The sequence below is a fragment of the Brucella sp. LJL56 genome (genome assembly GCF_054871705.1).
In genome coordinates this window covers 1,118,059-1,143,913 of record NZ_JBTXLQ010000001.1, presented here as the reverse complement: position 1 = coordinate 1,143,913, position 25,855 = coordinate 1,118,059, and the positions used below count along the sequence as shown (strand labels likewise).

Below are 25,855 nucleotides of genomic sequence, written 5' to 3'. Positions count from 1 at the left end.
GACACGTTGCGGACGTGATGCACGTTTTAGGAATTTTGCGAAAGCTTAGCTCGCGCACGGGCGCTCGCCTCTATGTGATCTATCTTTGCGAGATATTTGTGCGCGCGGATGATTGGATCGTGAAGGTACTGATCCGGGCCCAACATTTTGTTGTCATTGAGATCACAAGTATCAAGCAGATCGAAGCTTACTAATTCCAGAGAGCAGGCCCAACCTTCCGGGTAGCGGCTCGACCATCCCGACGTATGGTACAACAGCAGGCGTCGCCTTAGTGAATAGCCATGGTTATCGAATGCGATTAAACCGTCTGTCACATAAATATGGTTCCCTGCAAAACCTTCGGTTGGAATAATCCGCTCGGCATAGAATCCGGGAAGGGGCGGTTTTCGCAGGAAGACACCGGCAAGAATAGCGCAGGCCCCATTTCCAAAAAAAACGCGATCAGGCAGCGCCCATCTGCGCACGGGGTCCTTTTTTATGCCGGGCTTCAATCGGTACATGCTCAAAGACTATAAGTTTCACATACGGCCAAGGATAATTATTTCGTATCATGTCCCGTTGCAAAAATCAGGATTTGTGCGACGGATCGGATTTTGAGCGGAAGGCCATCCAATCCGGCCATAGTGCTGCCACAGCCTCGCGACGTGCCTTTATGGCATCAGGGTCAGCCAAATCTATGGAGCCAACATAGCGGGCGTCGGATACCGAAGTAATGAGGACAGGATCACCGCCGAATTGGTCGGCAGTGATGTCAATTATGGTGTCTTCAGAAATAACCCAAGCATGACCTTCCCATCGTGTTCCGGAATAGTAGCCACATGCGGTAACAGGTGCGCCGCTGCCTCCGGTATATGGTGTCCCGCTCACCCATTCGGCAGGATGCCCCTCATGCCTCAGCACGTCCCGTAGAAACAAGCTGGTTCTGCCGCAAGTATATCTCGACGTGGGATGTGGCACGGTTCGGCCTCGCGATTGATGCCAGTGGTGCCATACGGGCTCGATAAATCGTCTCGCGGCCGATGCGATATTCTGAATTTCATGCAGCTGAGCCATCCTTCATCCTTCTGACGCATCGTCGCAAAAATCCCAAAACCTGCGACGTGTTCAGCTTTCGTACCATGTTCGATTAGTAATGCTTCGATCAACCCGGTAAACTGCGGGAGCGGGATCGGAAGCCGACCATGGGCGAAATCTATGCGCCGAGGTTGCGTCGCAGTTTCCAACGGACGCAGATCGAGGGGGCGTGGAGAATGGTCAGCGATGCTGACCCAATGGCAACATAGTGGCCAAAAAGGCCAAATATCGTGTCATTCGACATTTGAGAAAAATGGCGCACCCGAAAGGATTCGAACCTCTGACCCCCAGATTCGTAGTCTGGTGCTCTATCCAGCTGAGCTACGGGTGCTTGCCTTGGTGCCGCTCGCTGCGGCGATGGGCGGTTGATAATCGGACAGATCGCCAAATGCAAGCGTCTTCTTAGAAAAAAATGTGGTTCTGTGAAGATTTCTTGTCGGGCCCCGCATTTCCGGGCCTTTCGATTGCAAGCTGGCACAACGGCAGATTGCTCAGGCGTTTTCTTCGGTGCGCTGGTTGTTGCGGTCTTCGCGTTGCGTAGGCAAATCAGGGATGCGAATCTCGAAATGCGCTCCAACAGGACGGTCTTCCCGAAGCTCGATTGTCCCACCATGCGCGCGGATCAGTTCTTGTGCGATAGCGAGGCCGAGGCCAGTGCCGTCACTACGTGTCGATCCTTTGAAAGCCGTGAAGAGATTGTCGCGTGCCTTTTGTGGCAGGCCGGGACCGGTATCCTCAACACCGATGATCGCCGTTGTCCCAATTCTTCCAGCAGAAATTGTGAGCCGTTTGATGGTCGCCTCATCGTTGGTCTGATCGCGTTCCATCGCTTGCACAGAATTCCGGCAGAGATTGCTCAGTACACGGAATAGCTGCTCCGAATCGACATTCAGTTCGAAATCTTCCGGGACAAGATTTTCGAACTCTATGATGCTTTCTGAATTGGGGCTCAGGGTTTCCTGTACGTCCGCGATAATTGTGTGTAGCAGAACACGGCGCGGGCGTGGTGGTGCTTCTTGCGAGCGACCATAGGCCATCACGCTTTCCGAATAGCTGATTGCACGGCTGAGTGTGCGAATGAGTTTGGGTGCAAATCGCTGCACCATCGGGTCTTCGGTATCGGCAAGCCGGTCCGACATCAATTGCGCCGAAGCCAGAATATTGCGCATATCGTGGTTGATCTTGGAAACGGCGAGGCCGAGGTCGGCGAGGTGTTTTTGTTCCTTGAGTGTTCTCTGAAGATCGCTTTGAATATGGGATATCTGGCGCTGGGCAACGCCAAATTCATCCTTGCGGCTTTCAGGCACGAGGATGAGCGCGGGATTGTCCGGGGATGAGGCGAAATCGATCATGTTGCGATGCATGATGCGCACCGGCCGCAACAGCATTTCGTGAATAATCAGGTAGATCAGGCTTGCTGCTATCACCGAAATGATGAGCGAGATGAAAGTCACGTTGCGCGCATAGACGAGCATGGCATGTCGGAGAGGAGCATCCGAGGTCACGATTTCAATGATTCGATCCGGAGAACTGGAAACCGAACCATAGATTCGCAAAGTCCTGTTTCCGCCGTTGAACAATGTTCCGAATGCGTCCCAAATGGCAGCCGCTTCGCTGATATTGTTGAGATCAATGACTTGATCGATCTTGCCAGGAACTTCCGACATGGCGAGCAGACGCGATGCACCGGCTTCACGCATAGCGATGGCCTTGGTGCCGGTTGCCAGAAGCACCTTGTCCTGAATATCGCGCGGTACATCCATGTTGCCACCGGCGGCGAGAACCTCGCTGACGGCCCCCACGGTATCCAGTCTGGAGCTCATCCAGCGCACACGCATATTGGCGACGGAAGGGACAAAGATCAGAACTTCAGTGATCAGCACTGCAAGCGCCGTCAAGAGCAGCAGTTTGCTTGAAAGCCGGTTGCGCCAGGGCAAACGTGTGAATTGAGTTGGTGAGAGCCGTTCAACGGTCGCAGTCCGAGAGGCCGCTTCAGGGGAAGGCGTGCCTGTGTCTGTGGTCTTTTCAACAACCGCCATAGCCTGCTTCCAATTCAAAGCGCACCGGCCTAATTGCCGCGGTGCTTCAACCGGTGCGCCGTCGAAACGCAATACATAAAGGTAGCCTCCTATATATGGAGCAAACCGATAAATCCAACAGCCTTTGTTCAATCGGTTAAGAACACACTCGCTACTTAACGCTCATGGACAGCATTACCGAAATTTAACTCGACGGCTTGAAGTCCTGCGTGCAAAATCTTGGTCGGGAAAAATCCATGCATCCTTATGGGTTGTGTGATTTGCGTGATGTGAAGGCAATCATCATTCTGATACTATTTGCTGGCATTTTCCGCGTCCGACATAGTGGTATTCGAATACGAGGTCCGTCAGGGTGACGGTAAACCTTGCCGGAGAGCTGAATGAAATCCTGGAAGCAGATTGCCTTGTGCCTGCTCATAGCTGCGGTCGCGGTCGGCGGCTGGTATGCATACAAGAACAAGAATGATGTGGTGAAGGCTGTCGGGGCGGGCGGAGAAGCACCAAAAGACGAGGGCGGACGTTCAGCGCCGCTCGTGGTTGTCGAGGCGGCCGGCGAAGAGACCATCAATAACCGTTTGACGGCTATCGGCTCGGCACGGGCTCTCAGTACCGTATCAATAACACCATATTCCAGCGGTTACATGACGAAGCTCTATGTCAAGGCTGGCGATAGCGTGAAGGAAGGCGACCCTATTGCCGAACTTGACGCCGAGACCGAGAAGATTGCCGTAGCCAAAGCCGAGACAGCGTTGAAGGATGCGCAGACGACCCGCCAGCGCATCGCGAAGTTGAGGGCGACGAATACTGCAACTGAAGTTCAGGTCGTAGAGACGGAACTGGCGGTCGCCAATGCGCAGCTTGCTTTACAGGATGCGCAGCTTGCTTTGAGCCGCCGCACGGTTCGCGCGCCGATTTCCGGTATCGTCGGCATTCTCCCTGTCAATGTGGGTAACTACATTACTGCTCAGACCTCCATCGGTCGTATCGATGACCGATCCAAGGTGCTGATCGATATCTGGGTGCCGGAGCGCTTTGCGCCGCAAATCAAGGTTGGCCAGCCATTGACTGCAGAATCGACCGCTTTCCCGGGAGAGACCTACAGCGGCGAGATCAACGCGGTTGACAATATGCTGGATGAGGCGAGCCGCACGTTGCATGTTCGTGCAGAAGTTCCAAACACGCAGGATCGTCTACGCGCAGGCATGTCGTTTTCTGTCACCGTTCTCTTCCCCGGTGATCGCTATCCCTCTGTTGACCCGTTGGCCATTCAGTGGGGAGCTGAGGGTTCCTATATCTGGCGCATCGAGGATGGTGTGGCCAAGAAAATCGTCGCGCGTATCGTTCAGCGCAATTCAACCAACATCCTCATTGATGGCCCGGTGAAGCAGGGCGACATGATCGTTACGCAAGGTGTTCAAACCGTGCGAGACGATGCACCGGTGCGTGTAAAGGGTGAACAGGGCACAGCGCTGGCTGAACCCGCCCCGTCAAAACGCGTTGCAGGATGAGGATGAGAACGTGACAGGTCACAATTCTCCGTCCAGCAACGGTGGATCGACGGCATTATTTATCCGTCGTCCGGTTTTTGCTTTCGTTATCAATGTTTTGATCATCGTCGCGGGGCTTGCGGCTTTCACAGGCGTCGATATTCGCGAACTGCCGGATGTCGACCGGCCTGTCGTGACAATCAGCACGGATTTCAGTGGTGCTTCCGCTGAAACCATCGACCGTCAGTTGACGCAGGTTCTCGAAAACGCCGTCGCACGCGTCTCAGGCGTGAAGTCTATTTCCTCGACATCTTCCTTCGAACGCAGCCGCGTTACGGTGGAATTCAACGACGGTGTGGACCTGAACGTTGCAGCCGCGGATATGCGTGATGCTATCTCCCGCGTCGCCAACGATGTGCCGGAAGAGGCAGACCCATCGCGCATCATCAAGGCGGATTCCAATGCTGATCCGGTGATGCGTCTGGCAGTGACCTCCGACACCATGTCTGTCGATGACATGACGGTGCTGGTCGAAGACCAGATTCAGGATATTCTGTCAGCGGTGCCTGGCGTTGCCGACGTTCAGATCAACGGTGACCGCGACAAGATTTTCCGCATTGATATCAATCAAGCGCGCCTCGCGAGCTACGGTCTGACCATTGCCGATATAACCACAGCGCTCTCTTCCATGGGGCTCGACGCCCCTGCCGGTTCCCTGCGCAGCGCTGATCAGTCCATTGTGGTCCGTGCAACGGCAAATCTTGAAAAACCTGAAGATTTCGAGAACGTTTATATCAAGGGACGGACGCAGATCCGCGATGTTGCGACCGTTACGCTTGGGCCGGATATCGAAAGTTCTGCAGTGCGTTCCAATGGCAAGACGGCAATCGGTCTTGGTATCGTGCGTCAGGCACAGTCGAATACGCTCGACATTTCGGAAGGCATACGTGCTGCGGTTGCCAATTTGCAGAAGACTTTGCCTGAGGGTGTCAATATTGCGGTCACCAGTGATGATGCGAATTTCATCAATGGTGCTATCCACGAGGTGGAAATCGCACTGATCGCATCGGTGATTATCGTAGTTGCGATCATTTTCGTCTTCTTGTGGGATATTCGCGCTACGCTCATCCCGGCCTTGTCCATGCCTGTCGCCCTCATAGGCACGATTGCAGCCATCTATCTGGCGGGCTTCTCGGTCAATATTCTCACCCTTCTGGCGCTGGTGCTCGCCACAGGTCTCGTGGTGGACGATGCCATCGTCGTGCTGGAAAACGTTGTTCGACGACGCAATCAGGGTATGGGGCCACGCGCGGCTGCGGTGCTTGGTACCCAGGAAGTGTTCTTTGCCGTCATCGCTACCACGCTGACTTTGGCGGCAGTCTTTGTTCCCATTTCGTTTTTGCCGGGGCAGGCGGGTGGCCTGTTCCGTGAATTCGGCTTCGTGCTGGCGATTGCAGTTCTTCTGTCGTCAGTTGTAGCGCTGACGCTTTGTCCGATGCTTGCTTCTCGTTTCCTCAAGGAAGGAAGTGGGGAAGATGGCGGCCACGGTCCGCTTTTCCTGCGTCGTATCGGCGGCGGGCTCGCGAGCTTTTATAAAAAGACGCTGCACATCTGTCTGTCGGCGCCGTTCGTTGTTGTGCTCGTGGCCGCGCTTTTCGCAGGCGCATCCTTTATCGGCTACGGCCTGATCCGTCAGGAATTGACGCCATCGGAAGATCGTGCCGTTGCACTGCTGCGTGTCAACGGGCCGCAGGGTATCAGCGTGGAATTCCTCCAATCGCAACTCGATAAAATTGAGGAGGCGGTCCAGCCTCTGCGCGATAGTGGTGAAATCACCACCACCTATGCCATCGCGGGCTCGGGCGGATCGTCCAATAACGGTTTTGTTGTCCTGACGCTGGCACCGTGGAAAGAGCGTGCACGCAGCCAGCAGGAAATCATGGCTGACATTACCCAACGCATCAAAGGCATAACAGCGGTGCGTATTTTTACGACCCAGCCGAACAGCCTCGGTATTCGTGGTGCGGGTAACGGATTGCAATTTGCCATTGTGGGCAGCGATTATGCCAAGCTACAGCCTGCTGCACAGGCGGTCGTCGACGCACTTGAAAAAGATCCGCGCTTTGTGCAGCCCCGCCTTTCCGTTGAACCGACCCAGCCGCAGCTTTCCGTCGAGATTAATCGTGAGCGGGCCTCCGATCTCGGTATCGACATCACGGGGCTCGCGAATGCCGTGCAATCGGTCCTTGATGGTCGCAAGATCGGATCGGTCTATGTAGGGGATCGCAGTTTCGATGTGAAACTCGTCGCCACCACCAACCCGATCAACGACCCGACTGATCTTGAAAACATATTCATGAAAACAACGGACGGCCGCTATGTACCGATGTCGTCCATTGCAACGGTTGTTGAAAAAGCGGTCCCACCGCAGCTCAATCGCGAGACGCGCCAGCGGTCGGTTTCTATAACGACAAATCTGCGCGACGATTTTGCGTTGGGTGATGCCTACAAGGTGGCGCAGGAAATCGCAGCACCTTTGCTGCCGCCGGGAAGCCATATCATCCCATTGGCAGAAGCTTCAACGCTTAGCGAAACATCGAGCGGTCTTGCGATGGTGTTCGGCTTTGCCATCATCATCATTCTTCTGGTGCTCGCCGCGCAGTTCGAAAGCTTCATCAGCGCACTGATTGTGATGGCGACAGTTCCTCTGGGCCTTGGCTGTGCGGTTTTCGCGATGTTGCTTACGGGTACAAGCCTGAACGTCTATAGCCAGATAGGCCTTGTGCTCCTGGTCGGTATCATGGCGAAGAACGGTATTCTGATCGTGGAATTCGCCGACCAGTTGCGGGACAGAGGCTTGAGTGTTCGCGAAGCAATCGAGGAGGCATCGAATATTCGCCTCCGCCCTGTCTGCATGACGATGATTTGCGCTGTTCTTGGCGGCGTGCCGCTGGTTTTGGCGAGCGGGGCAGGCGCGGAAGCGCGCGTGGCTTTGGGGTGGGTGATCGTGGGCGGCCTCGGTCTTGCAACGATTGCTACTCTCTATGTGACGCCGGTCGCCTATCTGCTGCTGGGACGCTTTACGCAGCCCAAAGCAGAGGAAGAAGCGCGTCTGGAACGCGAGCTTGTTCGGGCCGTGGCTTTGGAAGAGAAGTTGAAATAGAGCGATAAGGTAGACAAACAAAAACCCGGAAGCGCGCTTCCGGGTTTTTCATATGGAAATGCCGAGGATTATTTCTTCATGGCATCGGTGACCTTAGCGGTCCATGCCCCTTCCGGCTTCTTGGTAATGACCGGATCGGAGCCTCCACCGAGAAGCGTGTCAACCGTACGGTCGGCAGCGGCGACATCGAGTGTGCCGTCCGAGCCGTCGATCAACTTGGCGATTTCCTTGACCATACGCTCCTGAACTTCCTGTGTCTGCGCACCGGAAGAATCATTGTCGAGAATGATTTCGGCTGCTTCGTCAGGATGTTCGGAGGCATATTGCCAGCCCTTCATCGACGCGCGGACAAACCGGGCAAGCTTGTCGACCATTGCAGGATCGTCAAGGCTCTTATCAAGGACATATAGCCCGTCTTCCAGTGTCGCTACGCCTTGTTCTTCATATGGGAAGACGACGAGCTGGTCGGCTGGAATCCCGGCGTCGATCACCTGCCAATATTCATTATAGGTCATGGTGGAAATGCAGTCGGCCTGCTTCTGGATCAGCGGGTCGACGTTGAAGCCCTGTTTCAAAACAGTTACGCCATCCTTGCCGCCTTCGGTCGGAATTTTCAGATGGCTCATCCATGACAGGAACGGATACTCATTGCCGCCGAACCAGACGCCAAGCGTGCGACCCTTGAAGTCTTCAGGCTTGGTGATGTTGGTGTCCTTGCGGCAGGTCAGCATCATGCCGGATTTCTTGAATGGTTGTGCGATGTTGACGAGCGGAACACCCTTTTCGCGAGTGGCAAGGGCTGAAGGCATCCAGTCTACCACCACGTCAGCACCACCACCGGCGATCACCTGTGGTGGAGCAACGTCTGGGCCGCCCGGCTTGATATCCACGTCGAGATTTTCGGCTTCATAAAAGCCCTTGTCCTTGGCGACGTAATAGCCTGCAAACTGTCCCTGCGTCACCCATTTGAGCTGCAAGGTCAGCTTGTCGGCTGCCATTGCCGAGCTGCTCATGAGCGCGAGCGCCAGTCCGGCTGTTCCAAGGCATAAAGAAATTGCCTTTTTCATTTCAGTTCTCCTCTGGTTATTAGCTCCGTCTTATGGTGACGGATGCCAAATTGTTCCGTTAACCTCGTCTGTAAGACGGGTGCCAGAATGTCATTTTCCGCTCGATCAGCGCGATCAGCCCGTAAGAGAGCGACCCCGCCAGAGCGGCTACGAAAATTTCAGCCCAGACCATATCGACATTCATGCGTCCGATTTCCGCAGAGATGCGGAAGCCCATGCCGACAATCGGCGTGCCGAAAAATTCCGCTACGATCGCTCCGATAAGCGCGAGGGTGGAATTGATCTTGAGCGCGTTGAAGATGAATGGCATGGCCGCTGGAAGACGCAGCTTAAACAATGTCTGCCAGTAGCTTGAGCCGTAGGTCTCCATCATGTCCCGTTCCATCGACCCGGTACTGGCAAGGCCCGCAACCGTGTTCACCAGCATAGGAAAGAAGGTCATGATGATGACGACCGCCGCCTTCGACTGCCAGTCGAAGCCGAACCACATCACCATGATTGGCGCGACGCCCACGATGGGAAGTGCGGCGGCCAGATTGCCGAGCGGCAACAGCCCCTTCCGCAGAAATGGAATCCGGTCTGCGATGATGGCGGTTATGAAACCGAGACCGCATCCCGCCACATAGCCGATGATGACGGCCTTCAGAAAAGTCTGTCGGAAATCCGCCCAGAGAATTGGTACGGACGCCGTTATGCGTGCCCAGATTGCTGACGGTGCTGGAAGGAGAACCTGAGGAATAGCGAAAAGCCGGACGGTTACTTCCCAGAGCAATAACATCGCGATGCCAAAGAGCGCTGGCACTGCGATATCCAGAAGCTTTTGGCCTAAGGGATTGCGGGTCTTCAGGCTTGCTACCCAACCGACAAGTAACCATGAGACAGCGATGAGCGCTATGACGGAAAGAATGCCTGTCATCATGCGGCTCCCCTTTCCGGCTTTGCGCCCATTCGTCGATTCACAAGTTGTGCTGTAATTCCAATCAGTGCAACCAGCACAGCAGCCATCAGGGCAGCGACAACAAGCGCGGCCCATATTTGGACCGTCTGTCCATAATAAGAGCCTGCAAGCAGCCTCGCTCCGAGGCCTGCAACCGCGCCGGTTGGCAATTCACCCACAATTGCACCGACGAGGCTGATCGCGACGGCGATCTGCATCGATGTAAAGAGGAACGGCATGGCCGCTGGCCAGCGCAGTTTCCAGAACACCTGCGATCTTGATGCATTATAGGTGCGCATGAGGTCGAGATGCATCACATCAGGCGACCGCAGCCCTTTCACCATACCGACAGCGACCGGGAAGAAGGACAGATAGGTCGAGATGATAGCCTTGGGCAGCAAGCCCGATATGCCAATGGCGTTCAGAACCACGATAATCATCGGCGCGATGGCGAGGATCGGGATCGTTTGTGAGGTGATGATCCACGGCATCAGGCTCTTGTCGAGTGTGCGGGAATGAACGATCCCCACGGCGAGAAGAACGCCCAGTGTCGATCCAAGCACAAAACCGAGTAGGGTGGACGATAGTGTTACCCATCCGTGGTAGATCAGACTGCGCTTGGAACTGGGCTTGACCCCGAAGACAGTTTTCCAGATTTCTTCAGCTACCTGATGGGGGGCGGGCAGGACGGGTCGGTCCTGATGCATCGTATTGGCAACAAGCGTCGAGAAGGTGATTTCTGTCCCTGCGCGTGTGGCCTGATCACGCTCAAACGGAGCGTTGAGCACCACCGCCAGGCCGTACCAAAGTGCAATAATGACGGCGAGTATGGTTGCCACGGGGATAAACCTATCGTGCAGGAAGCCTTTCATGGGCGATCTCCTGCGCGATGCCGTTGATGAACGCCCTCATTCATGGATATGCCCCAGACGTAACCCCTCACGAACCCGATGGGCAATTTTCAGAAACGCTTCGGACTCTCTGATTTCAAGCGGCCTGTCCGGGCCAAGGTCGCAATCGATGATTTCATGAATGCGGCCGGGTCGTGGGCTCATGACAACGATTTTGGTCGAGAGAAACACCGCTTCCGGGATCGAGTGCGTGACGAAAATCACTGTTTTGCGGGTCGCGGCCCAAAGCTTGAGAAGCTGCTCGTTCAGATGATCGCGCACGATTTCGTCCAGAGCGCCAAAGGGCTCGTCCATCAGCAGCATGTCCGGATCGAATGACAATGCGCGAGCTATCGATGCGCGCTGTTGCATGCCGCCGGAAAGCTGCCAGGGATATTTTTTGTCAAAGCCTGAGAGATTGACGAGCGCGAGATTCTTTTCGATCCGCTCGCGCCTTTCTGCCTTGGAGAACCCCATAATCTCCAGCGGCAGGCTGATATTGTCTTCGATGGTGCGCCAGGGAAACAGAGCGGCCGCCTGAAATACATAACCGTAGGATCGGTCGAGGCGGGCTTGTTCAGGCGTCTTTCCGTTCACCGTTACGGAGCCTGATGTGGGCTGTTCCAGATCGGCCACGACGCGCATCAGCGTGGTCTTGCCGCATCCCGAAGGTCCGATGAAGGAAACGAACTCGCCGCGCTTGACGGCAAGATCAATGTTGGACAGCGCATGGACCGGCCCGTCATTCGTCTCGAAGACGAGCGACAAATCTTTGATGTCGATCACTGTCTGCGCATTTGCCTCGCCCCTCTCCGGGGCCATGCTGTCATTCAAACTCATGCGCGGTTCCCGAAGCTGGACGATGGCCATGTCTCAGACCCCTATCGGCATATGTTCGGCGCTGCGCTCCACTTTGCGCGGCGCAACGATTTCCTTCCATTGCGACAGCGCGCGATTGACCGCACCGTTCGGCTCACGTTCGATGAAGCGCCCGTCGCCCGGCTCTGCCGTGACGTGGCCCTTGTCGAAGGCGATACGCCCACGTGAAAGGGTCATCTTCGGCAGGCCCTTGAGTTCGAAGCCTTCGAAAACGTTGTAATCAATGGAGGAATGCTGTGTTTTTGCAGAAACCTTCTTGGTGGCCTCCGGATCCCAGATGACAAGATCGGCATCCGCTCCCGGCAGCACTGCGCCTTTCTGCGGATAGATGTTCAAGATCTTGGCAATGTTGGTCGAGGTGACAGCCACGAACTCGATTGGCGTCAGGCGCCCTGTGCGCACGCCGCGCGACCACAACACTGGCATGCGTTCTTCGAGACCGCCCGTTCCATTCGGAATCTTGGTGAAATTGCCGATGCCGTAACGCTTCTGCTCGGTGGTGAACGCACAGTGGTCGGTCGCCACGCATTGCAGGCTTCCGGCCGCTAGACCGGCCCAAAGACTATCCTGATTGAGCTTGTCACGGAATGGCGGAGACATCACGCGGCGTGCCGCATAATCCCAATCCCGATTGTGATATTCGCTTTCGTCAAGCGTCAGATGCTGAATGAGCGGCTCGCCATAAACACGCATACCCTTCTGGCGGGCACGGCGGATCGCTTCATGGCTCTGCTCGCAGGAAACATGCACGACATAAAGCGGCACGCCTGCCTGATCGGCGATCATGATGGCGCGGTTGGTTGCTTCCCCTTCCACTTCCGGTGGGCGCGAATAGGCGTGGGCTTCCGGTCCATCGTTACCCTCGGCCATCAGCTTGGCCTGCAACTGCGCGACGACATCGCCGTTTTCGGCATGAACGAGCGGCATGGCGCCCAGCTCCGCGCAGCGCTGGAACGAGGCGAACATCTCGTCATCATTCACCATCAACGCACCCTTATAGGCCATGAAGTGCTTGAAGGTATTGATGCCGCGCTTCACCACTTCAGGCATTTCATTGAAAGCGCGTTCGCTCCAGCCGGTGATCGCCATATGGAAAGAATAATCGGTGCGGGCTTTGCCTGCCTTCTGGAACCATTCCTGCAATGCGTCGAGCAGATTGCCTTCCGGTCCAGGTAGAACGAAATCCACAACCATCGTCGTGCCACCGGCAAGGGCTGCGGCGGTGCCGGTGTCGAAATCGTCGGATGAATAGGTGCCCATGAAGGGCATTTGCAGATGAGTGTGCGGGTCGATACCACCCGGCATGACATAGCAGCCGGATGCATCTATGACTTCATCGCCGGAGAGATTGTCGCCGACAGCAACAATCTTTTCGCCTTCGATGAGAACATCGGCTTTAAAGGTGCGGTCAGCCGTGATGACGGTTCCGCCTTTGATGACCTTTGCCATTGTTCGTCGTTCCCCTTTTTGGTTTTGTTGCGAACAGTAGCAGTAGTGGATGGTTGTGAAATCAGCTTACAATTTCAGCAGTCTCCAATACCGCATGCAGAAGCACGTCGGTTCCCGCCGACGCCCATTCCTTCGAAATATCCTCGTCTTCATTATGGCTGAGCCCATCCACGCATGGACACATGACCATCGCAGTCGGCGCAACGCGATTGACCCAGCAGGCATCGTGGCCCGCGCCAGAAACGATGTTACGGTGGCTATAGCCGAGCCGTTCCGCCGCGTTGCGGATCGCCACCACGCAGCTGTCATCAAAGGTCACCGGGTCGAAATGTCCGGCCACTTCAATCTCGATGCCGATGCCCAGTTCTTCGGCGATCTTCGGCGCTTCCTTTTCAAACCGCGTTTTCATGTCGTCCAGCACATCTTGGTTGGGCGAGCGGAAATCGACCGTGAAAACGATCTGGCCTGGCAGCACATTGCGCGAGTTAGGTGAGACATCGATATGGCCCACGCCGCCCACCGCATCCGGCTGGTGGGACATGGCGATCTCGTTGACGAGCTGCAGCATCTTGCCAAGGCCAAGGCTTGCGTTCTTGCGCATTTTCATAGGCGTAGAGCCGGTATGTGCCTCCTTGCCGGTCAAGGTGACCTGCAGCCACCACAACCCCTGGCCATGATTCACAACGCCGATATCCTTGTGCTCGGCCTCAAGGATCGGCCCCTGCTCGATATGAAGCTCGAACATCGCATGGATTTTGCGCTGCCCGACCGGTTCATTGCCTTTCCAGCCAATGCGCTCCAGTTCGTCTCCGAATTTCTTGCCTTTGGCATCTGTGCGCTGATAGGCCCAGTCCTGCTCGTGCACACCGGCAAAAACACCCGATGAGAGCATGGCCGGGGCAAAACGCGTGCCTTCCTCATTCGTCCAGTTGACGACGACGATAGGTCGCTTTGTCTTGATATTCATATCGTTGAGCGTGCGCATGACTTCGAGGCCGCCGAGAACGCCCAGCACGCCATCGAATTTACCGCCCGTCGGCTGCGTGTCGAGATGGCTGCCCATATAGACCGGATCAGCGTCGGCATCTTCGCCGGGGCGCGTGAAGAACATGTTCCCCATCGTGTCCACGCCCATGGTAAGCCCGGATTTTTCGCACCAGCTTTGAAATAGCTTACGGCCTTCGCCGTCTTCATCGGTCAAGGTTTGGCGGTTGTTACCACCACGCACACCGGGGCCGATCTGGGCCATGTCCATCAGACTGTCCCAAAGACGATCGCCGTTGACTCTAAGATTGCTGGTGAGCACCATGCGCTCTGCCTCCGCATTATGTATGTGCGTTCAAATTCGAGCCATTATACTGCTAGCCCGCATCCACCCGCCAATATATGTTCCCACGACCCGGCTCTTTGGCCACAATATTCTTGCCTTGCGCGCAAAAACTTGACTAGTTGGTCAAATTGCAGGCTAGAAGAGCGTTTGAATATGGTCAAGCGCTTTTGAAAAATTCTACACTGCTGAAAGGTGTCAAATGGCCACAGCTCCTTCAGACTCACGGACCGACACAGTCGGAAACGAGAAGATGTCGAACGAGAAATCGGAAGGTGCGACACGTATTCAGGGTATAAATCGCAGGCTGATCCTCGATGCCGCTCTGGAGGTTTTTTCGGCTTATGGCTTTCGCGGTTCGACGGTCGATCAGATCGCCGAGAAGGCGGGCATGTCGAAGCCGAATCTGCTTTATTATTTTCCGCGCAAGCAGAACATCTACGTGACCGTGCTGGAAGATACGCTTGCCACCTGGCTGGAGCCTTTCGAGCACATCGACCCCGAGGGTGACCCGCTGGACGAGTTGCGCCGTTATATCGCCGTGAAGTTGGAAATGTCGGCGAAAAAGCCGGAGGCCTCGCGCCTTTTTGCCAATGAAATTCTACACGGCGCTCCGGCAATTTCCGATTTTCTGAAAGGACATCTGAAGCAGTTGGTGGATGAAAAGGCGGGGGTTATTCATCGATGGATAGCTGAAAAGCGTCTGGCTCCCGTCGATCCCTATCATCTGATCTTCACCATTTGGGCGGTAACACAGCATTACTCGGATTTCTCTGTACAGGTCGGTGCCGTTCTCGGTCGGCGTTCGGAGGAGGCTGGGTTCTATGACGAAACGGCCAAGGCGTTGAGCGCCATCATTCTTGACGGCATCCGCCCCCGGAACGAAAATCCGCCATCATGAAAACGATTCTTATTGCAGCAGCCATTGTCCGTGACGAAGCGGGCCGTTTCCTTCTCGTACGCAAGCGCGGCAGCGATATTTTCTTTCAGCCAGGCGGCAAAATCGATGCAGGCGAGCAGCCTGAAATTGCGCTTATCCGCGAGATTGAGGAAGAGCTCGGCATTCTCATTGACGAGAGCCAGTTGCGCTATGCGGCAAAGATGTCGGCGCCCGCCGCCAACGAAGACGATGCAACGGTCGAGGCGGAGTTATTTCATCTCCGGTTGAAAGACGGTCAGATGCCTGTTGCTTCCAGCGAGATCGAAGAGCTTCTATGGAATCCGCCGGGTGACACAACGCGTCCGGTCGCGCTTCTGTCACAGAGCATTCAAGCGCGTTTCGCGAAGGATTACTGAGCCCTTCGCGGCTCTACGCGATTTCCATCCTTGTCGAACAGATGCAGGTGTTGAGTTGGAAAACTCACGTGAACTGTACCTTCAGCGCGCAGTGCATCGCGATCGAGCGTGAAAACCTTGAACGGCAATCCATGCAGGCTGAGGTGCAGGATAATACCAAAACCGGTTGGCTCGACCAGATCCACATGCGTGGGAAGACTGCCTGATTGCTCCAGCGTCACGTGCTCTGGCCGGATGCCGAGTGTCGCCCTGTCTCCGTCGTCAAGGGACATGGGCGATGCCAATGCGATCTGCGTTCCGTCCGTGAGGCTCAGATGCGCTTTGCTGTCTTGTTCCTGGTAGGTAACATCCAGAAAATTCATCGCTGGTGAGCCGATGAAACCCGCCACAAAAAGGTTTGCCGGACGGTCATAGAGTTCAAGCGGAGGGCCGACCTGCTGCACCACGCCGCTATGCATGGCCACGATGCGGTCGGCAAGGGTCATGGCTTCGATCTGGTCATGGGTGACGTAGATCGAGGTTGCTTTCAGCTCGCCGTGCAGTTTCTTGATTTCGGCACGCATCTGCTCGCGCAGCCGGGCATCGAGATTGGAAAGCGGTTCGTCAAAGAGAAATGCCTTTGGCTGGCGCACGATGGCGCGGCCCATTGCAACACGCTGGCGCTGCCCTCCTGACAATGCCTTGGGGCGTCGCTCCAAAAAGGGTTCAAGGCCGAGCTTGGTGGCCGTGGATTTGATGGCGCTTGCGATCTTCTCTTTCGGCGTTTTACGCAGCCGCATACTGTAGCTCATATTGTCGGCGACACTCATATGCGGGTAGAGCGCGTAGGACTGAAACACCATAGCTATGTCGCGGTCCTTGGGTGCAAGCTCGTTGATGCGTTTGCCGCTGATCTGCACCTGACCTGCGGTTATCTCTTCGAGCCCCGCAATCATGCGCAGGAGTGTGGATTTTCCGCAGCCCGAAGGGCCGACCAGGACGATAAATTCACCGTCTTCGATTTCAAGGTCGACCCCGTGGAGCACGGCCAGTTCGCCATAGCTTTTGCGTACAGACTGAATGTTGATGGAAGCCATTGGAAACCCTTTCAGCCTTTGACTGCGCCGGCTGTCAGGCCTTGAACGAGATAGCGTTGAATGAGAAAGAAAAAGACGCAGGCCGGGATAAGAGCCAGAACGCCTGCCGCCATCATCTGCCCGAAGTCGACGGAGAATTTGGACACGAAAGTCAGGAGGCCAACCGGGAAGGTCGCAGCGTCATTGCCCGATATCAGCATCAGCGCGAAGAGCAACTCACTCCATGCGGCGGTGAAAACGAAACCGAGCGTTGCCGCGATGCCCGGCAGGGTCAACGGCAGGATAATCTGACGGAAAGCCATGAACTGCGTTGCCCCGTCGATCTTGGCAGCTTCTTCAAGATCCTTCGGAATGCCGTCGAAGAATGACTGCATCAGAAACGTGGCAAAGGGCACATTGAATGCCGAATAGACGACGACCAGACCGAACAGGCTGTTTGTCAGGCCGAGCGGTGCCATGATCTTGTAGATCGGCGCGATAAGCATCACCAGGGGGAACATCTGGGTCAAAAGCATCAGCGCGACAATCCAGTATTTGCCATGAAAATTGAACCGGGACAGAGCGTAGCCGGACAGTGATGCGAACAATGTCACGACAATTGCCGTCGACCCGGAAACAATCAGGCTGTTGCGAAAGAAAAGCGGAAACGAACTGTGATTCAGGACATGACCGAAATGCTCGAACGTGGTGCGCGATGGCCAGAGTCTCACGCCCTCGCTGTAGAGGAGGTCGTTGGGTGTGACCGATACTTTCAGAACCCAGAAGAGCGGAAACAGGGCAAACAGCACGTAGAGCAGAATTGCACCGCGGTGGGCTCCGGTTAGGAGAAGTTTACGAGCGGCCATGACCTCAATCCTTGTTCAGCAATGACTGACGCAGGAGCACGATCAGCATGGAGTAGACGAGGAGTAGCAAAAGCAGCACGAGCGCAATTGCCGAGGCATAACCGAAATCCAGACGCTTGAAAGCCTGTGTGAAAATATAGCTTGCTACGATCTGCGTCCGGTCGGCGGGCCCGCCGCCGGTCATAACGACGATCAGGTCCGCGCTGTTCGCGATCCAGACTGTGCGCAACAAAATGGTTATGGCCATGGTCGGAGCGAGATAGGGGAGTGTGATCGAGAGAAAACGCTGTACCGGCCCGGCACCGTCGATAGCTGCCGCCTCGTAGAGGTCACGCGGGATGGCTTGAAGCGCGGCCAGCATGGTGATCGCGAAGAAGGGAATCCCCCACCAGACACCTGCAGTGATGATACCCCACATGGCCAGATTGGGATCGGAGAGAATGTTGTTCGGCTCGCTCATCAGACCGAGCGCATAGAACCAGTGCGGCAGGGGGCCGATGACGGGATTGAAGAGCCAGGCCCAGTTCAAACCGGAGAGGAATGTGGGTACGGCCCACGGCAGGAAAACCAGAGCTTGAGCGATACCACGTCCGGCAAAGGGCTTGTCCAGGAGCAGGGCCAGAATCAACCCGAAGATGAATTGCAGCAATACGGAACCGCCGGTCCACCACAGGGTATTTTTCAGCGCACCATAAAAAGAGCGGTCGTCGGCCAGCGTGCGAAAATGTTCCAGTCCGACAAAACCGCCGGAAAATGGATTGAGGAGTTGGATGTCGCGAAACGCATAGGAAATGCCAAGAACCAGCGGCACGAGCATGATAGCACCGATCAGGATCAATGCTGGAGCGCTATAAAGATAGGGTTCCGATGCATGGGCAAACCGCTGCAGGAAACTGCGTCTGTCTTGTTGGGGGATAGTGGTGGTCATCACTCGCTTTCCCGTTGGAGCGTGGATGGGCTGCGACATGAAAGTTCGCGCCAATTCAGGAGACAGGCGCAGATGATCCGCGCCTGTCTTCTCGGCTTACTTCTTGCCAGCCAGGAATTTTTGCTGTGCCTTGGTCAGATATTCCGCCCACTGGTCAGCCAGTTCGTCAGGGGTAATTTCGCCGAGCAACGCCTGCTGCGATGTCTTGATGACGAGCGAATCCTTGAAGAAGGCGAATTCTTCGAGGTAAGTCGGCATAACAGTCGGCGTCACGTCCTTGTCGGCAAGCTCGTCGAACCAGCCCTTGAACTGCGGCGTCTTGTAGAACGGATCATCCTGTGCGGATTTCAGAACCGGCAATGCTCCGGTTCGCTTGTTCCACGTGACATTGCCTTCCGGACCTTCCAGTGTCGCAATCAGCTTCCAGGCCAGATCCTTGTTCTGGCTGGCGCTCATGATCGACCATCCGGCAAAGCCTATGGTCGGGAAGGTCTTGCCATCAGGCCCCTTCGGCATGACGGTCACGCCGAAATCCTCCGGCTTCATACGCTCGGCGATGGCTATCAGCGCGTCCGGGTCCTGATTGAGGAAGGCACAGGTGCCGCTATAGAAGCCGGCCACGGTTTCATTGAAGCCCCAGTTGACGCTGTCCTTTGGCGCGAGGCCGTTCTTGTAAAGATCGACGACCCAGGCAATGCCCTTCTTCCAGCCGTCGCTGTTCATGGTCGAGGTGCCATCCTCGTTGAAGAACGTATTGTTGCCTGCCATGGAAGCGCCAAAGATAACCCAGCTGTTCAGGCCGCCGGGGCCGCCACGCAGACAATAGCCCGCTTTGCCCGGAAGCGCCGAAATTTTCTTCGAGGCTTCGAGGAATTCGTCCATGGTTTTCGGCGGTTCGGAAACACCGGCTTCGGCGAGCAGCTTCTTGTTGTAGAACATGGCGTTCAGGTAGAAGCCATAAGGCAGCATGTAGGCCGTATCCTTGACGCTACGGCCAAGTTCCAGCGCGCGGTCGGTCAGGTCCGGCGTAGTCTGCCATTCCTTCAGATACGGCTCTAGGCTTTCCAGCATTCCGTTGTTGGCATAGAGCGAAACCCAGGTGTCCGGCATTTCCATGACGTCGGGAATTTCGCCCGACGACACCATGGTCGCAAATTTCTGGAAGGATTCACCCCAGGGTAGCGAGATGATTTCCACCTTCGTGCCGGGATTTGCCGCTTCAAATTTAGCAACGATAGACTTCAGCGTTTCGGTGCGTTCTGGACTGGTGATGACTTCCACCAGCTTCAAGGTCGTATCGGCCATGGCCGTACCGCTCATCAACATGGCGGCGAATGCGGTTGCGATCAGTTTTTTCATGTGTCGTTCCCCTTTATTATCCTCACGACTGTTTGTTTATGCTGTGGATGCGGCGATTACCTCCTCAAGGTCCCGCCACAAGGCCTCCGTACCTTCCAGGCCGACGTGCAGGCGGACGGAGCGCGGATCGATACCAAACGTATGCGCGGAATTGGGCTGTGCACGCTGCTGCAATACGACCTCGCCAGGGACGATCAGGCTTTCATGCCCGCCCCAGCTCACGCCGAGTTTGAACAGCTTCAAATGATTGCAGAGTGTTCGGACGTTAACACTGTCGTTGAAGATGACAGAGAAAAGCCCCGATGTGCCCGATAATCCGGCAGGCAGGCGGTTGGCCAGCGCCGGGTGGCAGACGGTTTCGACAATATCGAGAGCTTGCAGGCGTTTGGCGATTTCCAGCGCGGACGCCTCATGTGCTTTCATGCGTGTCGGCAATGTGCGCATACCGCGGACGAGCAGCCAGGCATCAAAAGGCGAAAGTTTGCCGCCAAGATAAGGATAGGTTTCAGCGCGGATCATGTCGACGAGGACTTTCGATCCGGTTACAACGCCGGCCACGACATCGCTGTGTCCGCCGAGATATTTGGATGCCGAATGCACCACGAGATCGACGCCGAGCGTCAACGGACGCTGAAAGATCGGGCTTGCCCAACTGTTGTCGATGATGGTGAGGACGCCATTGCGCTTGGCGATGGCGGCTAACGCGCCAACATCATGGGCTTCCATGACCCAGCTCGTCGGGCTTTCCATATAAAAGAGCTTGGCGCCGGGGAGGGCTTGCGCGACCGCTTCTTCGTCGCGGCCATCGACATAGTCGACTTCGACACGCATCCGCTTCAGGATCGTGCCGAACAGACGGAATGCATCGGGATAGACATGGCGCACGGCGACAATACGATCTCCCGGCTGAACAAAAGCCAGAACGCTTGCTGAGATCGCCGCCATGCCGCTCGCAAAGCCCAGCGCGTCTTCTCCGCCTTCCAGCTTGGCCAGCATTTCTTCAAATGCCCGCACGGTGGGGTTGAGGCCGCGCGTATAGATAGGCCTCACCTTCTCGCCCCGATAGGAGGCGACCATGTCGTCATAGCTAGGGAAGGTAAAAAGCGATGTCTGCACGATCGGCGGTACGACCGCGTCGAAGGCATTTCCCTCATCATGTGCAACTGTCAGTGCAGCGAAATCGAGCGGGGCTATCCCGTCAGTCATTTGGACATTTCCTTGATGTCTTCCTCGACAATGTCGAGGATTTTCAGAGTTTCCTGCCTCGCGGTCTCGGGATCTTGAGCCGCGATGGCGTTGAAGAGTGTGCGGTGAAATGGAAAGGTCCGTCGTGCAAAATCAGGCCGGTCAAATGGCTCCGACCAGAAGCTGACAAAGGCATCGCGCATCTGTTCCAGCAATTGCCTAAATAATGGGTTGTGGGTGGCGTCATAGATCGCCAGGTGAAATGCGAGGTCTTCTGGGCCAGATGTGCCCTTAGCGAGGTGCACACGCTCCATCTCATTGAGTTTTTCCTCGATTGTCACAAGGTCTTCGGCAGTTCGTTTGCGGGCGGCAACCATGCTGGCTTCGGCTTCTATGCCGCGCCGTATCTCCAGCGTTTGCAGCAAGGCATCGCGCAATTGGGTGGGGTTGAAGGAAAGCGGCATATGAATGGTGGCCGCAGTAATTGGCTTGAGAAGATAGGTGCCGCTGCCTTTGCGGGTCTCAATGACGCCGAGGGCCTGAAAATGTCGGATGGCCTCCCGAATGGTGGAGCGCCCGACGGCAAGTGCGGTCATGAGTTCCCGTTCAGCCGGCAGGCGATCGCCGGCTTGAAGCTGCGCAGTCTGGATATAGGTGGCAAGTGCCTCCGTGACCTGCCGCGCCCGGTCCATGGGCGGCAGAGGTGCTATGGAAAGCTTCCCATCTCCCATTACAAATCCTGTCCTGTTGTCTGCTTTAGTGACGACAGCTTGACCAGACCTGTTCCCAATTATGACTAAATTGGTCTGACATCATAGTACTATGGTTGAAAAACTATCTGTGTCAAGCGGCCAGTTTGCCGAATTCATTTGCATGTGAATGGGCCATTCGCATGTGCAGTTTTTCTTGTTGCGGACAGAAGAGGTTGTCCCTATCAATCCCGTGAGGAGGCAGCGTATTGTTTGCGTTGCAAGGGAGTGAAATCGCATGCAGTTAAAAGCAGCAGAAAAGCAGACGCTTGGCCGTACCGGTCTGACCGTAACTGCGCTTGGTTTGGGAACGGCGCCTTTGGGCGGGCTTTATGCTCCTGTGTCCCGTGCCAATGCGAATGCTTTGCTGGAAGCCGGTTGGAACAGCGGTATCCGTTATTTCGACAGCGCGCCGATGTATGGTTATGGTCGCTGTGAGCATCTGCTTGGCGATATGCTGCGCGAAAAGAGCGAGCGCGCAGTTGTTTCCACCAAGGTCGGGCGCTTGATGGCCAATGAGCGCGCTGGCCGCACTTTGCCTCCGCCGCTGCCAAAAAATCCGTTCGATTCAGGCTGGCACAATGGCCTCAATTTTCGTGAGGTTTTTGATTACAGCTATGACGGTATCATGCGTAGCTTCGATGACAGCCAGCAGCGTCTCGGCTTTCCTGAAATCGATCTGCTTTATGTCCATGACATTGGCCGTGTGACTCATGGCGACAGGCACGAGCTTCACTGGAATGCGCTGACCAAGGGTGGCGGCTTCCGTGCGCTGACCGAATTACGCGAGGCAGGCAACATCAGAGGTTTTGGTCTTGGTGTGAACGAATGGCAGGTCATTCGCGATGCGCTAGAAGAGGCTGACCTTGATTGTTCGCTTTTGGCTGGCCGTTATTCGCTACTTGATCAGGTGTCGGAAAAGGAATTTCTGCCACTGGCACAAAAGCGTGGCATGGCGCTGGTGATTGCCGGTGTGTTCAACTCCGGTATTCTGGCGGCACCGCGCGGCGGCGAACAGAAATTCGATTATGCCGATGCGCCTGCAGAAATCATTGCACGCACCAATCGCCTGCATGATATTTGCGATGAGTATCATGTGCCGCTCGCCGCTGCTGCCATGCAGTTCCCGTTGAGGCACGAGGCCGTCAGCTCCATTCTGATCGGTGTCCGTTCGCCAGAACAGATCAAACAGAATGTCGTCTGGTTCGAGCAGATGATCCCGGATGACTTCTGGACCACGCTTCGCTCGGAAGGTCTCACCTCGTAATCATGACGTCCAAAATTCTCTGCGTCGGTGCCCTCACCATGGACACCATTCTCCGTCTTGATGAACTCCCACACGTGGCGGGTAAATATCTGCCGCGCGAGGCGGTTGAGATTGCTGCTGGCATGGCCTCAAGTGCAGCCGCTGCCATCGCGCGGCTTGGCGGCGATGTGGCGCTCTGGGCTTCTGCGGGAATTGATCCGGTGGGCGATCGTGCCGTCGCAGAACTAGAGGCTGAAGGTATCGATTGCACCTATATTCGGCGGCTGGAAGGCGCGCGCACTGCATTTTCTTCGATCCTTGTCGATGTGAGCGGTGAACGCATCATCGTGCCTTTTTATGATAGCAGGCTTGCAAGTCCATCTGATCCAGTGCCGCCGATTGCGACGGGTGTCTATGCGGCTGTCATGACCGATGTGCGTTGGCCGTGGGCCGCGGAAACGGCACTCCGTGCGGCACGCGATGCAAGTATTCCGGCTATACTTGATGCCGATACAGCACCGGTCGAATTGCTCGAAACGCTTCTGCCGCTTGCGACCCATATTGTAGCATCAGAACCTGCAGCAATCAGCGTGGCAGCGACGAGAGATTTGAGCGAATGTGTCCGTATTCTTGCCAATCGTTATGATGTAATCACGGCAGTCACCGCTGGCGCAGATGGCTGCTATTGGGCGGAAGGTGCTGGCAAACCGGTTTCCCATGTGGCTGGCTTCAAGGTCGATGCAGTGGATACGCTGGCTGCGGGCGACGTGTTCCATGGTGCTTTTGCACATGGTTTGGTTGAGGGCAAACCGATGACGGACATCATTCGCTTTGCCAATGCCGCTGCCGCCATTAAATGCACGCGTTTCGGCGGACGGGCCGGTTCACCACATAAAGCGGAAGTTCTTTCGTTTATCGAAAGCGGCGTTGTTCCAACTCGATAGGTCGAGTGTAGGACATCTTTCTCCCTCATCCTGAGCTGGTGCGCAGCACCGTGTCGAAGGAATAGGGCAGGCATTTGGTTCGCTTTCCCTCGTCCTTCGAGACGCTGTTTGCAACAGCTCCTCAGGATGAGGGAGGGAGATATCAGCGCTCTGAACTGACTCGCGTTTCAGGTATTTTGCTGTCTCTCCCATTCTCCCAAAATCATGCGATTACACACTGAACCCGAATTGACTATTTACTAACATGTTAGTATGTGCAAACTTAAAGTTCAAATTTGGGAGGAGCCAGTTTTGGCACAAGATAATTCTGGTCGGGAGCGCTTTGGGCTCTCTGCAGCACTTACGACGCCATTCGATGCGGACGGCAAAATCGATGTTAGTCGTGTGCTTAGCCATGCACGCGCACGCCTCGACAATGGCTGCTCAAGCGTGACCTTGTTTGGCACCACAGGCGAAGGTTCGTCGATCGCCGATGCCGAACGTGCGGCACTTTTGGATAGCTTCATTGCTCAAGGCTTTGAGGCTTCCAACATCGTAGTCGGCGTTATGGAAAACTCGGTTGCCGATGCGATCCTGCAGGCAGGTGATGCGCTCCGTCGCGGCTGCAAGGCCATTCTTCTAGCACCTCCGTCCTATTTCAAAAACCTTTCCGATGATGGCCTGTTCAACTGGTTTTCTGCTGTCTTCAAAGGTCTTGGCGATGATGCGCGCAGCATCATTCTCTACAATATCCCGTCGGTGACGGCGGTTGAATTGTCGGTCGATCTCATCAGCCGTCTGCGTGCAGCCTTCCGTGACATTATCACTGGGGTGAAGGATTCATCCGGTAACTGGGCCTATACGGAAAAGCTGCTTGCAGCGCACAAGGACATTGCGATCCTGATCGGCGATGAGCGCGATCTTGCCGCCGGTGTACGCCTCGGCGGGCAGGGCGCTATTTCCGGCATGGCCAACCTGTTCCCGGATCGTCTTCTGCGCATGGTCAACGATGGTCAGGACGACGCTGAACTCGTCAGCGCCGTGCAGCAGTTGCTGAACTATCCGGTCACGCCTGCGGTCAAGGCTATGGTTGCCCGTCATACGGGCGATATGGAATGGCGTCGCGTGCGTGCACCGCTCGTTTCACTCAACGACGCGGATCTCAATGCAATTGGCAGTGTATTCGACCGTTTGCATATGGCAAAAGCGGCCTGACCACGGCATAAGCAAACGGGACTGGGAGGGGATAGACTTTGGCGGAAGATCACAACGAACCGGTAAAATTGCGGGACAAGGCTTATCAGAGCTTCACCCAGCATTTGCTGGCACGTGATTTCCATCCGGGCCAATTCGTTTCTCAGCGCCAGCTCGTTACTATGACGGGCTTGCCACTGGGTGCGATCCGCGAACTGATCCCGCGCCTTGAAGCGGAAGGTCTTATCAAAACTGTACCGCAGCGCGGGCTCCAGATCGCCCATATCGATCTTAATCTCATCCGTGAAGCATTTCAGTTCCGGCTTTTCATCGAAAAGGAGTCGATTGCGATTTTCTGCCAGTCGGCTTCCGACGAATTGCTGCGGTCGCTGCGCGCCGAGCACGAAGATACGTTGAATCGGGCTATGAGTGAAGGCGAGACGCCGGAGCTTGAAGAACGGGCACAGAATATCGACTGGAGCCTGCATGACACTATCGTCGGTTCGCTCGACAATGAGATCATCTGGCGCGCCTACCAGACAAACACGATCAAGATGCGCCTGATCAATCAGGAGCGGTTCCGCATAACCGGGCGCGTTATACCGGTCATGCAGGAACATTTAGCCGTCCTTGCCGCAATCGAAACACGAGATCCGCAGACTGCCATGGATGCCATCGCCGTTCATATCAACAACGCACGGAAGCTGGCTTTGCAGATTTAACGACCAGGGCTGGGCAAGAG

At 55.7% G+C, this 25,855-nt stretch carries 22 protein-coding genes and 1 tRNA gene; 8 read left to right on the top strand and 15 right to left on the bottom strand.

Annotated elements, in window-relative coordinates:
- Nucleotides 1-26: 26 nt before the first annotated feature.
- From ACYSN1_RS05560 to ACYSN1_RS05550, 3 genes are all read right to left on the bottom strand, one after another.
- Entirely contained in the window at nt 27-500 is a 474-nt protein-coding gene (locus ACYSN1_RS05560; protein ID WP_461724749.1) for a hypothetical protein, read from the bottom strand.
- An 828-nt stretch (nt 501-1,328) separates the two neighbouring features.
- Nucleotides 1,329-1,405 (bottom strand) — tRNA-Arg (locus ACYSN1_RS05555).
- Between the two features lie 160 nt (nt 1,406-1,565).
- The gene (locus ACYSN1_RS05550) at nt 1,566-3,113 is read right to left on the bottom strand and encodes a sensor histidine kinase (RefSeq protein WP_461724748.1); all 1,548 of its coding nucleotides are present in this window, start codon (nt 3,111-3,113) and stop codon (nt 1,566-1,568) included.
- 380 nt (nt 3,114-3,493) lie between these two features.
- Between ACYSN1_RS05550 and ACYSN1_RS05545 the strand changes: the two genes are divergently transcribed.
- Both ACYSN1_RS05545 and ACYSN1_RS05540 read left to right on the top strand, forming a co-directional pair.
- Nucleotides 3,494-4,621, top strand: coding sequence for an efflux RND transporter periplasmic adaptor subunit (locus tag ACYSN1_RS05545; RefSeq protein ID WP_461724747.1), 1,128 nt, complete (start codon nt 3,494-3,496; stop codon nt 4,619-4,621).
- Between the two features lie 10 nt (nt 4,622-4,631).
- Nucleotides 4,632-7,763: an efflux RND transporter permease subunit gene (locus tag ACYSN1_RS05540; protein WP_461724746.1), complete on the top strand. Its 3,132-nt coding sequence runs from the start codon at nt 4,632-4,634 to the stop codon at nt 7,761-7,763.
- A 68-nt stretch (nt 7,764-7,831) separates the two neighbouring features.
- Here the strand turns inward: ACYSN1_RS05540 and ACYSN1_RS05535 are convergent, their stop codons facing one another.
- The 6 genes from ACYSN1_RS05535 to ACYSN1_RS05510 form a co-directional block, all read right to left on the bottom strand.
- On the bottom strand, nt 7,832-8,830 hold the full coding sequence (locus ACYSN1_RS05535; protein WP_461724745.1) for an ABC transporter substrate-binding protein: 999 nt from the start codon (nt 8,828-8,830) through the stop codon (nt 7,832-7,834).
- Nucleotides 8,831-8,888: 58 nt separating this feature from the next.
- Nucleotides 8,889-9,749 (bottom strand): ABC transporter permease, encoded by an 861-nt coding sequence (locus ACYSN1_RS05530; RefSeq protein WP_461724744.1) that lies wholly within the window; start codon nt 9,747-9,749, stop codon nt 8,889-8,891.
- Nucleotides 9,746-10,639, bottom strand: coding sequence for an ABC transporter permease (locus tag ACYSN1_RS05525; RefSeq protein ID WP_461724743.1), 894 nt, complete (start codon nt 10,637-10,639; stop codon nt 9,746-9,748). Before ACYSN1_RS05525 ends, ACYSN1_RS05530 begins: the two co-directional genes overlap by 4 nt.
- 36 nt (nt 10,640-10,675) lie before the next feature.
- On the bottom strand, nt 10,676-11,497 hold the full coding sequence (locus ACYSN1_RS05520) for an ABC transporter ATP-binding protein (protein ID WP_461724742.1): 822 nt from the start codon (nt 11,495-11,497) through the stop codon (nt 10,676-10,678).
- A gap of 33 nt (nt 11,498-11,530) precedes the next feature.
- Nucleotides 11,531-12,985, bottom strand: coding sequence for a dihydropyrimidinase (gene hydA / locus ACYSN1_RS05515; protein WP_461724741.1), 1,455 nt, complete (start codon nt 12,983-12,985; stop codon nt 11,531-11,533).
- A gap of 61 nt (nt 12,986-13,046) precedes the next feature.
- Nucleotides 13,047-14,294 (bottom strand): Zn-dependent hydrolase, encoded by a 1,248-nt coding sequence (locus tag ACYSN1_RS05510; RefSeq protein ID WP_461724740.1) that lies wholly within the window; start codon nt 14,292-14,294, stop codon nt 13,047-13,049.
- 220 nt (nt 14,295-14,514) lie between these two features.
- Here ACYSN1_RS05510 and ACYSN1_RS05505 point away from each other — a divergent pair, with 220 nt between their 5' ends.
- Together ACYSN1_RS05505 and ACYSN1_RS05500 are read left to right on the top strand one after the other, a co-directional pair.
- Nucleotides 14,515-15,213: a TetR family transcriptional regulator C-terminal domain-containing protein gene (locus ACYSN1_RS05505; protein WP_461724739.1), complete on the top strand. Its 699-nt coding sequence runs from the start codon at nt 14,515-14,517 to the stop codon at nt 15,211-15,213.
- Entirely contained in the window at nt 15,210-15,608 is a 399-nt protein-coding gene (locus ACYSN1_RS05500) for an NUDIX hydrolase (protein ID WP_461724738.1), read from the top strand. The genes ACYSN1_RS05505 and ACYSN1_RS05500 overlap by 4 nt, the downstream gene beginning before the upstream one ends.
- On the opposite strand, the gene ACYSN1_RS05495 is transcribed toward ACYSN1_RS05500, so the two are convergent.
- The 6 genes from ACYSN1_RS05495 to ACYSN1_RS05470 all read right to left on the bottom strand — a co-directional run bounded on the left by ACYSN1_RS05495 (nt 15,602) and on the right by ACYSN1_RS05470 (nt 21,732).
- Nucleotides 15,602-16,684, bottom strand: coding sequence for an ABC transporter ATP-binding protein (locus ACYSN1_RS05495; RefSeq protein WP_461724737.1), 1,083 nt, complete (start codon nt 16,682-16,684; stop codon nt 15,602-15,604). The two genes, ACYSN1_RS05500 and ACYSN1_RS05495, sit on opposite strands and share 7 nt — an antisense overlap.
- A gap of 11 nt (nt 16,685-16,695) precedes the next feature.
- Nucleotides 16,696-17,529: a carbohydrate ABC transporter permease gene (locus ACYSN1_RS05490; RefSeq protein WP_461724736.1), complete on the bottom strand. Its 834-nt coding sequence runs from the start codon at nt 17,527-17,529 to the stop codon at nt 16,696-16,698.
- A gap of 4 nt (nt 17,530-17,533) precedes the next feature.
- Entirely contained in the window at nt 17,534-18,457 is a 924-nt protein-coding gene (locus ACYSN1_RS05485) for a carbohydrate ABC transporter permease (protein ID WP_461724735.1), read from the bottom strand.
- 96 nt (nt 18,458-18,553) lie between these two features.
- Nucleotides 18,554-19,816 carry an ABC transporter substrate-binding protein gene (locus tag ACYSN1_RS05480; protein ID WP_461724734.1) on the bottom strand — a complete coding sequence of 421 codons (1,263 nt, stop codon included), beginning with the start codon at nt 19,814-19,816 and terminating at the stop codon, nt 18,554-18,556.
- A gap of 36 nt (nt 19,817-19,852) precedes the next feature.
- On the bottom strand, nt 19,853-21,022 hold the full coding sequence (locus ACYSN1_RS05475) for a PLP-dependent transferase (protein ID WP_461724733.1): 1,170 nt from the start codon (nt 21,020-21,022) through the stop codon (nt 19,853-19,855).
- On the bottom strand, nt 21,019-21,732 hold the full coding sequence (locus tag ACYSN1_RS05470; protein ID WP_461724732.1) for a FadR/GntR family transcriptional regulator: 714 nt from the start codon (nt 21,730-21,732) through the stop codon (nt 21,019-21,021). Before ACYSN1_RS05470 ends, ACYSN1_RS05475 begins: the two co-directional genes overlap by 4 nt.
- A gap of 256 nt (nt 21,733-21,988) precedes the next feature.
- On the opposite strand from ACYSN1_RS05470, the gene ACYSN1_RS05465 reads away from it, so the two are divergent.
- The 4 genes from ACYSN1_RS05465 to ACYSN1_RS05450 all read left to right on the top strand — a co-directional run bounded on the left by ACYSN1_RS05465 (nt 21,989) and on the right by ACYSN1_RS05450 (nt 25,835).
- Nucleotides 21,989-23,017 carry an aldo/keto reductase gene (locus tag ACYSN1_RS05465; RefSeq protein WP_461724731.1) on the top strand — a complete coding sequence of 343 codons (1,029 nt, stop codon included), beginning with the start codon at nt 21,989-21,991 and terminating at the stop codon, nt 23,015-23,017.
- A 2-nt stretch (nt 23,018-23,019) separates the two neighbouring features.
- The gene (locus tag ACYSN1_RS05460; protein ID WP_461724730.1) at nt 23,020-23,940 is read left to right on the top strand and encodes a PfkB family carbohydrate kinase; all 921 of its coding nucleotides are present in this window, start codon (nt 23,020-23,022) and stop codon (nt 23,938-23,940) included.
- A 291-nt stretch (nt 23,941-24,231) separates the two neighbouring features.
- A complete protein-coding gene (locus ACYSN1_RS05455) occupies nt 24,232-25,134 on the top strand; it encodes a dihydrodipicolinate synthase family protein (RefSeq protein WP_461724729.1) in 903 nt (300 codons plus the stop codon).
- Between the two features lie 38 nt (nt 25,135-25,172).
- The gene (locus ACYSN1_RS05450) at nt 25,173-25,835 is read left to right on the top strand and encodes a GntR family transcriptional regulator (RefSeq protein WP_461724728.1); all 663 of its coding nucleotides are present in this window, start codon (nt 25,173-25,175) and stop codon (nt 25,833-25,835) included.
- The last annotated feature ends 20 nt before the right edge of the window (nt 25,836-25,855 follow it).